Source organism: Bacteroides propionicifaciens DSM 19291 = JCM 14649, from assembly GCF_000375405.1.
In the GTDB taxonomy this organism is placed as follows: Bacteria; Bacteroidota; Bacteroidia; order Bacteroidales; family Bacteroidaceae; genus Bacteroides_E; species Bacteroides_E propionicifaciens.
The window spans coordinates 66,786-78,920 of the sequence record NZ_AQWS01000004.1; the positions used below are offsets into that span (position 1 = coordinate 66,786).

Sequence of the window (12,135 nt, forward strand, 5' to 3'; positions counted from 1 at the left end):
AGTTTTTACATCATTTCCAAAGATAATATAAAAAGGGGTATACCAGCAAATAATTGCTATAAATATAGCTCTAAAAAAACATAATATCGACATTTTTAACTTATGGCAGACCAATCGTTCTGATTTTTACGCTGCTTTTGAAGCTCAAGCCAAAGTACCTGATTAACAGGACTGTTTCGATGAGGGTCGGCTTCAATTATCTCTGAGGCAATACCACGAACATACTGAAGAAGCTGCCCATCCTTTCCAATATCGGCAATTTTGAGGTCAAAAGCTACGCCACTTTGTTGAGTACCTTCCAAATCACCTGGCCCACGGAGCTTCAAATCAGCTTCGGCAATTTCAAAACCATCGTTAGTATCAACCATAATTTCGATTCGCTTACGAGTTACCTCTGAGAGCTTATAGCTTGTAACCAGGATACAATAAGATTGATCCGCACCACGCCCAACACGACCTCTAAGCTGATGAAGTTGCGATAAACCAAACCTCTCGGCATTTTCGATTACCATAACTGAAGCATTGGGTACGTTAACACCAACCTCAATAACGGTCGTGGCCACCATAATATGAGCTTGCCCCGAAGCAAATAGGTTCATCTGCGCATCTTTTTCAGCAGGTTTCATTTTGCCGTGAATCTTCACGACCTCATAACCAGGGAAATCTTCTTTAATCCACGCATAACCCTGTTCGAGGTTCTTCAAGTCTATCTTTTCACTCTCTTCGATAAGAGGAAACACAAAATAGATTTGCCTACCCAGGGTAAGCTGATCGTTAATCATCTTATAGAGTGACTTTTTACGATTATCAAAAAGGTGAATGGTTTGAATGGGTTTTCGACCAGGGGGTAATTCATCAATTACTGAAACCTCTAGGTCGCCATAAAGTGTCATGGCCAAGGTTCTCGGAATTGGTGTAGCCGTCATCACCAAAATATGAGGCATACTTTCATTCTTCACCCAAAGTCGAGCACGTTGAGCCACACCAAAACGATGTTGTTCATCTATTACAGCCAACCCAAGCAATTTAAAAACCACCGTATTCTCGAGTAGCGCATGTGTTCCTAAGATAATCTGAACCTCCCCTGAAGCTAGCCCCGACAAAATGCGCTCTCTATCTTTCTTCTTAGTGGAACCTGTCAATAACTCAACACGGATATCCATGCCCTCTAGAAACTCCATGATTGTTTCGTAATGCTGGGTAGCCAAAATTTCGGTAGGAGCCATCATGCATGCCTGATAGTTATTATCTAGAGCAATAAACATACTCATTAGTGCTACCAAAGTTTTACCACTCCCTACATCGCCCTGAAGCAAGCGATTCATCTGAATACCTGAGCCCATATCTTTGCGAATCTCTTTGAGAACTCGCTTTTGAGCACCAGTAAGTTCGAAAGGTAGGTGATTGTGAAAAAAGTCATTGAAGTGATTGCCTACTTTAGAAAATAAGAAACCTCTATATTTAAGTTGTCTCTCCTTACTATAGGTCAAGATATTGAGTTGGATATAAAACAGCTCTTCAAACTTAAGACGGTATTGAGCATTTCGAAGCTCTATGGCATTGGTCGGAAAATGGATGCAACGAAGAGCCTGTTGAAGAGGCATCAACTTATATTTAGCAATAATATAATCTGGCAAGGTTTCAGGAATGGGGTATTGCAGGAGATCGACCGCTGCTTTCATCAGACGTTCAATGGACTGGGAGTTCATTGATGTCCGCTTCATCTTCTCTGTGGTGTTATAGTAGGGTTTTAAGCCTAAAGTAGAGAGCTGAACCTCGGTGGCATCCTCCATATCAGGATGAGCCATGTTGACTTGACCATTGAAAACCGTAGGCTTACCAAAGATGATATAGTCGTGTCTGACTTTAAGGCTGTCTTGAACATACTTTACGCCACGAAACCAGATCAGGTCAATAAAACCAGTCCCATCAGTGAACCGAGCAACCAACCGTTTCTTACGTCCCTCTCCTATGCTACTGATGTTAATAATTTGTCCCTTGAGCTGCACAAAAGGCATACTTCCCGATAGCTCAGCTATCGAGTAAATTCGACTTCGGTCAACATATTTGTAGGGAAAATAATAAATCAGATCTTGAAGAGAATAAATCTTCAATTCCTGATTTAACGTTTTTGCCCGAGCAGGACCTACGCCTGAAAGGAATTTTATATCACGTGTTGATAAGTCTAACATTTACAATAAGGCCTCTCCTATTTTAAGATCAAAAGGGGTTGTTACTTTTATATTTTCTCTGTTACCAGCTATACACTTAACTGAAATGCCTAAAGCCTCAACAACTGAAGCATCGTCGGTAAAACAAGCATTATAAGCTTGCCTATAAGCTTTTTTTAGTACGTCTGCACTAAATACCTGTGGAGTTTGAACCAGTCGGTATTGACTCCGATCTACCGTATGCGAGACATCACCATCAAAATGTCTTAATGTTTCAAAAACATCGATCGTCGGAATTACAGCCTGGTATCTACGCACTAAATCGAAGCAAGATGCAATGACTTCTTGACTTACAAAGGGTCGAACCCCATCATGAACTCCAACCCACGCAATATCAGCAGAGACTTTAGCCAATCCGTTGCTGACAGAGTGAAAACGCGACTCTCCGCCACAGGCTAGTGTAAAAGGCACATCAAATTTATATTCCGAGCAAAGCGTATTCCAATACTTATGCTCTGATTCGGGCAAAACCAAAACAATCTGCAAATGCGGGTCATAGGCATGAAACAAGCTAAGGGTATGCATTAAAATTGGTTTATCACCTAGCACTAAAAACTGCTTGGGCAAGGAAACACCCATACGAGTACCCTTGCCCCCAGCAACTATTATTATAGACTTCTTTTTGTCTAGCATTCTACACACATTCCGAGTTTAATCTCATCAGCAACTTCCTTACCAGCAAGCTTCTGGGCAAGAGCCAACGCAAAAGGCAAAGAGGCAGCAGGACCTTTGCCCGTCAGGATATTCCCGTCAACAACTACCAATTCATTTTTAATCGTTGCACCCTTAAGGTACGACTCAAAACCAGGATAAGCTACAGCTTGTTTGCCTTCAAGAAGTCCGTTTTGACCCAATACCATTGGAGCGGCACAAATTGCTGCAAGTACAGTAGTAGTGTTATTATGTTGTTTTAGCAAATCGACTAAGCCCTGATGTTTTCCTAGAGTCTCTGCTCCAGGCATACCACCAGGTAGAACTAAAGCTTGAACTTGCTCAAATTTACAATCCTCAAAAAGGGCATCTGCAATGACCATAATTTGGTGAGCACCACGAACGATTAAATCGCCCGTAACACTGACAGTTTGCACATTGAGATTGGCACGTCTAAGTACATCAACAGTTGTCAAAGCTTCAGACTCTTCGAATCCATCAGCTAAGAACAAATAAGTAGTTTTCTTCATAGTTATTTCAAATTAAAATAATAGGTTATAGTACCCATCTGATTATCAACTCTATTTATTCTATTAAATTGAGCCTTACGAGCAGCCTCTTCAGCGGCTTTTCTTAGTACAGTATTAGCAGTATTTGTTTGAGGATTTGGAGTGACGGATATCACCTTACCTGCAGGATTCACCGTTATATTCACCACAACTTTAACCTCTTCGGCCATATTGTAAGCAGGAAGAGGTAATTTACCGTCACCGGCTACCGAACGACCACGCAAATCGAAGGTACCATAACCCGATTGTCCACTAACAGAAACCCCTGTAGTCGGCATACCATCGAAAGCATCCTTGACCTTTTGAGTCGATAAGTCTTCACCATCCATTTGGGCACCTTTACCAAAAGCTCCTGCCACACGCAAACGTGCAGCGGCTTCAGCCTCTTTTCTCTCACGCTCTTTGCGTTCAACCTCACGTTTTTTGGCCTCTTCAGCTTCTTTACGTTGACGCTCTATACGCTCTTGCTCTTTTTTCTTGGCATCAAGAGCTTTTTCTTCTGGTGATTTTTCTTTGGGTTTCTTAGCCTCAACTTTCGGCTCTACTTTTGGCTTCTTCTTGGTCTCTTTCTTGGGTTCGATAACCACAGTCTCCTCTTCGACCTGTGTTATAATCTCTTCCTGGGCTTCAGTGGGTAATTGGGGAGCCGGCTCAATCTTAGGTTCTGCTGGCATTACCTCAACGTCAACATAATGTGCCACCTTCTCGCCACCAATAGCATAGTCAACCTCTCCCATAAGGATAGGCACACCACTTTCTTCTTCTGGTTCGGGAATCAAAATCGTCATCCAAACCAGAAAACCTATTAGCAAGGCATGCACAAGCAAAGCCCCAATAGCTCCTATTAATTTACCTTTATCTCTTGTCTTCATTCTTTATCTTCCTTCTGGAGGGCGAGTTGCCAAAACCATCTTGAACTTATTCTCATTTGCGATATTAAGCACCTTAACAATTTCTCGGTAAGGCACAGTTTCATCGGCATAAAGAGCAATATACATTTCTGGTTCCTTCAACGCACTCTCTTGTAAAAAGACAGGTAGATCTATAATATCCAACGCAACCTCTTTTTCGTTACCAAAGGCTGCATAAAAATTAAGATCTTTATCGATAATCACACGAGTCAACGGTTTGGCAGAGGTTTGTTGCTTACCTTGAGGCAGCAAAACCTTAATCGCATTGGGCGACACTACGGTTGATGTAATCATAAAGAAAATCAACAATAGAAAAATGACGTCAGTCATCGAAGCCATACTGAAGGTCGGAGATATTTTTGTTCTTCTTTTTAACATTATCTTCTCTAGTTTCTATTATAACTTAGCCGCAAACCTACTTCGCAGGTTCATTAAGCAAGTCCATGAAAGCCATTGTTTTGGCCTCCATATTATTTACAATACCATCAATTAAGCTAACTAAGTAGTTATAAGCAAACATAGCAATAATACCTACTACAAGACCACCGATAGTGGTAATCATAGCTTCGTAAATACCACCAGAGAGCAATGTTATATCAACATTATTACCAGCGTTGGCCATTTCGTAGAAAGCCTTAACCATACCAGTTACTGTACCTAAGAAACCAATCATTGGTGCACCTCCAGCAATAGTAGCCATGAAGTTTAAGCCTTTCTCAAGTTTAGCAACCTCCATGTTACCTACATTCTCAATGGCAGCTTGAACATCGTTGACCGGTCTACCCAAGCGGGTTATACCTTTTTGAATCATACGAGAAGTTGGCGAATTCTCAACCTCACAATAGTTTAATGCAGCAGGAATGTCTCCTTGAAGAATAGCAGCCTTAACTTTCTCGATAAATTGGGGATCACCTTTACGGGCATTACGAATAACGTAAATACGCTCAAAGAATATATAGAAACAGATTAATGACAAGATTGCCAAAACAATCATTATCCAACCACCCTTAGCGGCCATAGCGAAAAGATTCATAGACTCGGGTTCTACAACTTGTCCCATGGCAGCACCAGACATCAATGTATCTACAGGGTTCACAGCCACTTGGGCTACAGCTAATAAAGTATTCATCATCATTCGGATAAACATTTTTTGTACTCCTGAATGGTTTTCTCTAGTCCCAGATATAAGGCATTGCTAATCAATGCATGTCCAATAGAGACTTCATCCAACCACGGAATGTTGTTATAAAGATAATTTAAATTGTTTAAGTCTAAGTCATGACCAGCGTTAAGCCCCATGCCTAAGCTACGTGTAAGCTTTGCCGCATCAACAAAAGGTTGAACAGCTCGCTCTGGGTTCTTAACATATTTCAGTGCATAAGGTTCTGTATAAAGTTCAACTCTATCGGCCCCAGCTTTGGCAGCATATTCGATAGCCTCTTTCTCTGTGGATACAAAGATCGAAGTACGAATACCAACAGCTTTGAACTCATCTAAAATCTCACTCAAAAAGTCGCAGTGTTTTTTAGTATCCCATCCTGCATTTGAGGTCAGTTGCTCAATAGTATCGGGAACCAAAGTAACCTGATGAGGTTTAACACTAATGACCATATCCACAAATTCACGAGAAGGGAAACCTTCAATATTAAATTCTGTTTTGATAATAGGTCTCAAGTCGTAAACGTCTTGACGCGTAATGTGACGCTCATCAGGGCGTGGATGAATAGTTATGCCGTCAGCACCAAAGCGTTCACAGTCGATAGCAACTTGAACAACGTTGGGCACAATACCACCTCTAGAATTTCGTAGCGTGGCAACTTTGTTTATATTAACACTTAATTTAGTCATATTATTAATCCTTGTTCTTTACGCAAATTTACAAATATAAGTGACAACCCCGTAGAATTAGGAAAAAAAAGAGCACTTTTGCAAGAGTATTCAACATTGTTTTTATATGGAATTCGCAATCATAGGAAATAACTACCAAGCCGAAAAGGCTGTTCATACACAAAGACTGCTTCAGTTTCTTTATCAAAGAGGAGCAACGGTCAAGATAAATCGTAGCTTTTATAACTTTATTTTACCTTATATAGGGAAGCTAGAATTTAAACCCATTCTTTTTGATGAACAGGATTTTACTGCCGATATGGTTGTGAGTATGGGAGGCGACGGAACTTTCTTAAAAGCTGCCCGACTTGTTGGGAATAAGAACATTCCTATCATAGGAATCAATACGGGCCGTTTGGGTTTTTTGGCCGACGTATCGTATAACCATATCGAAGAGACTTTCACTGATATACTACTGGGCAATTATGTACTCGAAAAGCGAAGCTTGTTAAAACTTAAGAGCAATATTCCGAATATAGAATATCCCTACGCCCTAAACGAAATAGCCATCTTAAAGAGAGATCATGCTTCAATGATCACTATTCACACACATATAGACCACTCCTATTTGGCAACTTATCAGTCGGATGGATTAATTGTAGCAACACCTACAGGCTCTACAGCCTACTCATTAAGTGTTGGAGGCCCCATCATTGAGCCAACATCAAAGACCTTAGTCATAAACCCCATTGCACCACACAGTCTTAATGTTCGCCCGTTTATTATTCCTGATGCCGTAACGATTCATTTGAAGATCGAAAGCAGAAGTCACAACTTCTTGATTTCGGTTGATGGGAGGAGTTATAAATGCAACGAAGAAACTGAGGTTTGTATCTCTAGGGCTGAACACTCTACTATAATCGTCAAACGTCAAAACCACCACTTCTACGACACGCTCCGTGAAAAACTCATGTGGGGTGCTGATAAAAGATAAAAAAACTAAGGCAGACATCACTAACTTACGCTAGAGATATCTGCCTTAAACTTAAACCAAGAATTATAATTCTTAATTACTCGATAGAAGCACCCGTATTTTCTACAGTCCACTTCATAACCTTAGCACCAACAACAACATCTGCCTGAGTAGTAGATGGACTAGTACCACCGTCACCGTTTTTATCAGGATCGTATGCATCATTATCATCTACAGTGCCATCACCATTCCAATCGATTTTATCAAAGAAAACCTTATAGATCTTACCTTGCTCATAAAACTTTGAAGCATTTGCATCAATCTCATTACCATTAGCACCACTCATACTAGCAAACTTGACCATATTGAAATAACCAGCTCCTTGCTCAACTGTAGAGTAAGTATCAAGTTTAGGATCATCAGCTGCAGCAGTTGCTGATTTAGTATACTTCTCACCATTGAACTGCAACTCACCATCTGCCTTTTTTGTTAAAGCATAATATTTATCACCATCTTTAATATAAAGAGTCGTCGTTACATCTTCAGAACCTTCTGCTTTCCCTGTAGCTTTGTATACATAAGAATCAACTACCACATTAGAGCTATTAATAGGCAACACTCTATTTCCTTGATCATCTTTAACCACATCGTAAATAACAGCATTCATTCGGAAAGCAATTCTCTTCTCATCACCATTGAATAGGTGATTAGCTACTACTTTACCACCAGTTGTTATATCTGCGTAAAATCCAACATTAGCCAACACACCTAAATTATCTTTCACACGTTTATCAGATGGATTAACCGTGTTGCCTGTAGATTGAGCCATAAATCTATCAACAGCTCCAAAAGTTAACGAATAGTTATTAGGAGTCATCTCAGTCACTTCTACACTCTTTACCAGTTTATCACTAGATTTGACAGCGCCACTCACCTCAACACGTGAAGCTTGAGGTTTTAACTCCATATTATCTAATTTATACTCTGTTTTATTTTTATCAGATGACTTTATAGCAGATGACAAATTAGCATCATCAAAATAATAAATAGCTGCAACATTATCTTTTCCATCAATGCTACTAGACTGAATATCACCCACTTTATAACCCTGAGGAGTAACTACATCTTTACCTGTATAGTTGTTTGCCGAAACTACTACTCTCTCTGTTCCATTCAATGAAATATCTCTAAATATAGCAGCATATTTATCATCAGAACCCGATTTAGAGAGTTCTAATTTGGCTACTTGTGATGTCCCTCTCATTACATAAGCAAAAATATTACTCAAGTTTGGAGCTATATCGTTTGCAACTCCATCCTCAATTACCCCACGACCAACTGCAGTCGGGATAGATACTCTCACTTCTAAATCATTAGAACCGTTAAAACTATTATTTCCGTCAACGTCGTCAGACGAACAAGAAGTAAAACCAGCTACAGCAATTGTAGCAACTAATAAACTAATAAACTTTTAAATTTCATATTTTTATTATTTTATAAATTCAACATATTTAAGAGATACTCAATACAACAGTATTACCTAATTTTCAAAACCAAAACTCTCAATCCTATATCTATAACTTTTTGAACCAAATACACAAAAACCAAACAATCAATAAAACCAACTCTCAAGAGATGCCATTCTAGACATGTATCACACTAACACCAATAAGTCAAAGCATTACGTCTTCATTTCTTTTACAATACAAACATAATACATTTTTTAGATGAGTCACAAATACAAAACAATTAATTTATATTATATAACAATAATTACTCTAATTCAACCTCAACAAAGTGGACAAACAAAGAAAAATAACAACATCCAATAAATCAAGCAGTTACAAGTAATAAGATAGTTCTTAACACTAAATTAATTACACAAAACTCACGAAATAAGCTAATACTAGAGACTTAAAAAAAACGAGACAAAGGGTGTGTATTATTACATTAATATTTCACTATGCCGCACACTTTGAAACACATATTAAGAAAACCCAACATAAAAACTTTATTACTTTTTGGCCTTCACAACAAACTCCATCAACTCGGCACCATCGTAGTGCATTTTTACACGAAACTCTTCAACAAACGCAGAAGTTGCTGTATTATGAATAAAACCTATTTTATATAAATCTTTATTGTCTATACCGCCACTACTCTTCACACGACCTACAAAAACATAATAATCAGCAAATGGCAACGATTCAGAAACCTCCAAAACTGGTATTGAGACTCCATCATGCGTAAAAGTCAAACCTTTTTTCACACCGGCATTAGGCTTGAGCTTTTTTTCCTTTGACTCAAACCCAATATTAGTTTGAATATAAGTACTAAATTCAGAAGACATACCTTTAGGTGCATTCACAAACTTCTTTCCAACACCAAAATACCTATCTTGCCTCACATACCCCTCTCGAATTCGATCATCCCACTCCACAACAAGACTAGTCGAGAGTTCTTGACCTACAGCAGCCTCAGCTTCGGTCTCATAACCCTCACCACTAAGCTTAGTAAAATTTATGGTATAAGACTTGTTTCGAGCGACCTCTATATTTGATATACGTGAAGAGAAATATTTAAATTGACCTGAGGAGTTTCTACATTTCAAAACCACCAACAAATCTTTAGCTTGCTCGGCAGCTACCATATAATCTCCTGTAACATAAGAGTTCGAAGAAGTAGATAAGATAGAATTGGTGCCCACTAGTTTTATGGGTTTAAGTAACGTCGTAGCGGGCTTCACGGGAGTTACTACCGGCTGACCAGACTCGTCAACATTATACGCGCCACTAGCAACTCTTGAGTATCCATAAAGAGAAGCTTCAATAAGCTCATAATTATACCTAGAGGTCAGCGATACTTTAAACTTTGATATTGGCCGAACCAAACTCGCTGTCAAATCGATCAACTGAGCTTTATCTGCATAAAACACGGAGGTTAACAAATTCGACTCTGCTTTTCCATACAGTTGAGCATCCAGCTGAAGTAAGCTATATGATTGAACAAACTTATCGAAATTGCTGATATTCTTCATTCCTGCTTTGACTTCAAGAAGACTTTTTTCAAGATTAGCCACTACCACCACCTTAAATTTATCCACATCTTTAAGGGAGTTTTTGTCAAAAGCCACAAAAAACCTTGTTGAACCTGCGGCTGCACCAGGTTTTCTTTCAATACTCTGCTCTACAGCTCGGAAACTACTTGATTCATCAAACAAAAATACGAATATATCGCGAACCTCTTTATCTTCAATCCCTACAGCTCGAGTTTCAATGGCCTCCTTTTGCTCTTGAGATAAATCGAGATGCAGATTCATTATAATTTTATTCTCATCAGACAAGATATCAGAGTCTGAGCTTAATCCATCTTCGTGGACACAACCCGATAAAACAAATATGTAAAACCACAATTGGTAATCCTACCCAACAACCAAAAAACTTGGCTATATATATTTTTATTGTTTTCATAATACTATACTAACATTCAATTATTCAAGTTACTTATCTACCTCCTGCAACTTTCTCAGGTCGCAGACTCTTCATATTCTGATATATATACAGGGGGACTCTATGGTTATCAAATTCTAGGAAGTCTTTTACACTAAATAAGATCGAACGATCTATTGCTGAAACTGTAATTTTCCATAAGTTCTCCTCTGTACTATCCAAAACCTCCTCAACAAATAATTTAAATTTATCGGTCTCAAAAGACTTCGGAATAGCACCACCATAGATGTAAATTTCTTTCACAACAACACTACTTGCACCAAGATCAAAATCACTAAGCCTATGATAGTGCTCTGTATCAGCATTAAGTGCATCATCCTTCCATTTAAAACCTGGATAACCACCTTGACCTCCAACTTCAATATCCTCTTCAATCCAGTCTACAACGGTTATAGTAGTATTAAGATCTGCTTCACCTTTGAGTGCCTCATCAGGAGTTCGATACCCATCTCCTATAATTTCATTTATACCAATAACTATTCGCTTATTACGAGATAAAGATTCGTATGAGAGCTCTCCATCAATTATTTTACTTCGATTCACTTTATAGTAACGAGTTTTATCCACTCCTTGAAATCCCTCATTATATACACCAACCACAAAAGTAGTTACCGTTTCATCACCATCAATTGAGCGAGCTCCTTTGTTCTCGGGCAGATAGATCATGCGTTTTACAGGGTTCGCAGTTGCTTTTGCCAATTTCACAACATAGGGTACATTCGACACCTTAGGTGAATTGGAAATATTCAAGCGCTCTGCTTCAGGAGCTACAACAAGACCATTTTCTGTGATCCTATACACATAAATACTATTGATTAAATATGCCTTACCATCAAAAATATTAGCATTATCTGGCTGCACTTCGGAACCATCAGAGTTTACCGAATAATTAAATCCGATATCTACTCGAGCTACAGCACGACACAAACTAATATCTACACTTTTAAGCTTTTCAAAATCAGCAACATTCATATCAAGAGCTGCAGATATAGGCAATGACTCCGAATCAAGAGTAGATTGTTTGGTCATATCCCAAATGTACGTTGCTTGGTTAAAGGCTTTGAATTCAATTTCCGATGATATATCAGTCAGGGTTTTATTTTTGAACCCCTCAACATCTAATCTCTTAGGATTGGCAACAAACACCAGCTTAACTCTTTGAGAATCGTGAGGCACATTTACCTTTAAATTAAAATCCGTAGCTTTTTTAATTTGAGAGTAATTTAAGTTCGACACATGGGCCATGTTATAGAACAGCAAGTTATCTGAATCATCGAGCCCTCCTGCATTATCTCTGGGCAGAAAAACCAAAACATACATAGTACTTAGCTTTGACTCAAAGTCAGAAGAGTTATCATTCAGCCCATAAACTCCGCCATCTTGAAGTACATTTACTACTTATCCAAATGATATAAGAAACTTATCCAAACTGATAAACAAACTTATTTATTATAGCATGTATTT

11 protein-coding genes are annotated in these 12,135 nt (G+C 38.7%); 1 reads left to right on the forward strand and 10 read right to left on the reverse strand.

The annotated features are described in order from the left end of the window. Positions 1–95: 95 nt before the first annotated feature. From recG to B091_RS0102115, 7 genes are read right to left on the reverse strand one after another with little or no spacing between them, the layout of a single operon-like run. A complete protein-coding gene (gene recG / locus B091_RS0102085) occupies positions 96–2,192 on the reverse strand; it encodes an ATP-dependent DNA helicase RecG (protein WP_018108352.1) in 2,097 nt (698 codons plus the stop codon). After that, positions 2,193–2,864 carry a 2-C-methyl-D-erythritol 4-phosphate cytidylyltransferase gene (locus B091_RS0102090; RefSeq protein WP_018108353.1) on the reverse strand — a complete coding sequence of 224 codons (672 nt, stop codon included), beginning with the start codon at positions 2,862–2,864 and terminating at the stop codon, positions 2,193–2,195. Next, a complete protein-coding gene (locus tag B091_RS0102095) occupies positions 2,858–3,412 on the reverse strand; it encodes a DJ-1 family glyoxalase III (protein ID WP_018108354.1) in 555 nt (184 codons plus the stop codon). Before B091_RS0102095 ends, B091_RS0102090 begins: the two co-directional genes overlap by 7 nt. Positions 3,413–3,414: 2 nt before the next feature. Continuing rightward, the gene (locus B091_RS0102100) at positions 3,415–4,323 is read right to left on the reverse strand and encodes a TonB family protein (protein WP_018108355.1); all 909 of its coding nucleotides are present in this window, start codon (positions 4,321–4,323) and stop codon (positions 3,415–3,417) included. Positions 4,324–4,326: 3 nt separating this feature from the next. After that, entirely contained in the window at positions 4,327–4,740 is a 414-nt protein-coding gene (locus B091_RS0102105; protein ID WP_018108356.1) for an ExbD/TolR family protein, read from the reverse strand. 37 nt (positions 4,741–4,777) lie between these two features. Continuing rightward, a complete protein-coding gene (locus B091_RS0102110) occupies positions 4,778–5,491 on the reverse strand; it encodes a MotA/TolQ/ExbB proton channel family protein (RefSeq protein ID WP_025069384.1) in 714 nt (237 codons plus the stop codon). A gap of 2 nt (positions 5,492–5,493) precedes the next feature. Beyond that, complete coding sequence (locus B091_RS0102115; protein ID WP_018108358.1) at positions 5,494–6,210, reverse strand: pyridoxine 5'-phosphate synthase; 717 nt, start codon at positions 6,208–6,210, stop codon at positions 5,494–5,496. 106 nt (positions 6,211–6,316) lie between these two features. On the opposite strand from B091_RS0102115, the gene B091_RS0102120 reads away from it, so the two are divergent. Beyond that, positions 6,317–7,183, forward strand: coding sequence for an NAD kinase (locus B091_RS0102120; RefSeq protein ID WP_018108359.1), 867 nt, complete (start codon positions 6,317–6,319; stop codon positions 7,181–7,183). 76 nt (positions 7,184–7,259) lie between these two features. Here the strand turns inward: B091_RS0102120 and B091_RS0102125 are convergent, their stop codons facing one another. The 3 genes from B091_RS0102125 to B091_RS0102135 form a co-directional block, all read right to left on the reverse strand. After that, on the reverse strand, positions 7,260–8,525 hold the full coding sequence (locus B091_RS0102125) for a hypothetical protein (RefSeq protein WP_018108360.1): 1,266 nt from the start codon (positions 8,523–8,525) through the stop codon (positions 7,260–7,262). A 651-nt stretch (positions 8,526–9,176) separates the two neighbouring features. Next, complete coding sequence (locus B091_RS0102130) at positions 9,177–10,574, reverse strand: hypothetical protein (protein WP_018108361.1); 1,398 nt, start codon at positions 10,572–10,574, stop codon at positions 9,177–9,179. A 91-nt stretch (positions 10,575–10,665) separates the two neighbouring features. Further along, on the reverse strand, positions 10,666–11,991 hold the full coding sequence (locus tag B091_RS0102135; protein WP_018108362.1) for a hypothetical protein: 1,326 nt from the start codon (positions 11,989–11,991) through the stop codon (positions 10,666–10,668). Between the last annotated feature and the right edge of the window lie 144 nt (positions 11,992–12,135).

Bases quoted from the DNA above. Each gene is read 5' to 3' on its own strand.
- B091_RS0102115 (WP_018108358.1), bottom strand. From the start codon at position 6,210: ATGACTAAATTAAGTGTTAATATAAACAAAGTTGCCACGCTACGAAAT.
- B091_RS0102105 (WP_018108356.1), bottom strand. From the start codon at position 4,740: ATGTTAAAAAGAAGAACAAAAATATCTCCGACCTTCAGTATGGCTTCG.
- B091_RS0102120 (WP_018108359.1), top strand. From the start codon at position 6,317: ATGGAATTCGCAATCATAGGAAATAACTACCAAGCCGAAAAGGCTGTT.
- B091_RS0102095 (WP_018108354.1), bottom strand. From the start codon at position 3,412: ATGAAGAAAACTACTTATTTGTTCTTAGCTGATGGATTCGAAGAGTCT.
- recG (WP_018108352.1), bottom strand. From the start codon at position 2,192: ATGTTAGACTTATCAACACGTGATATAAAATTCCTTTCAGGCGTAGGT.
- B091_RS0102100 (WP_018108355.1), bottom strand. From the start codon at position 4,323: ATGAAGACAAGAGATAAAGGTAAATTAATAGGAGCTATTGGGGCTTTG.
- B091_RS0102090 (WP_018108353.1), bottom strand. From the start codon at position 2,864: ATGCTAGACAAAAAGAAGTCTATAATAATAGTTGCTGGGGGCAAGGGT.
- B091_RS0102110 (WP_025069384.1), bottom strand. From the start codon at position 5,491: ATGAATACTTTATTAGCTGTAGCCCAAGTGGCTGTGAACCCTGTAGAT.
- B091_RS0102135 (WP_018108362.1), bottom strand. From the start codon at position 11,991: ATGTATGTTTTGGTTTTTCTGCCCAGAGATAATGCAGGAGGGCTCGAT.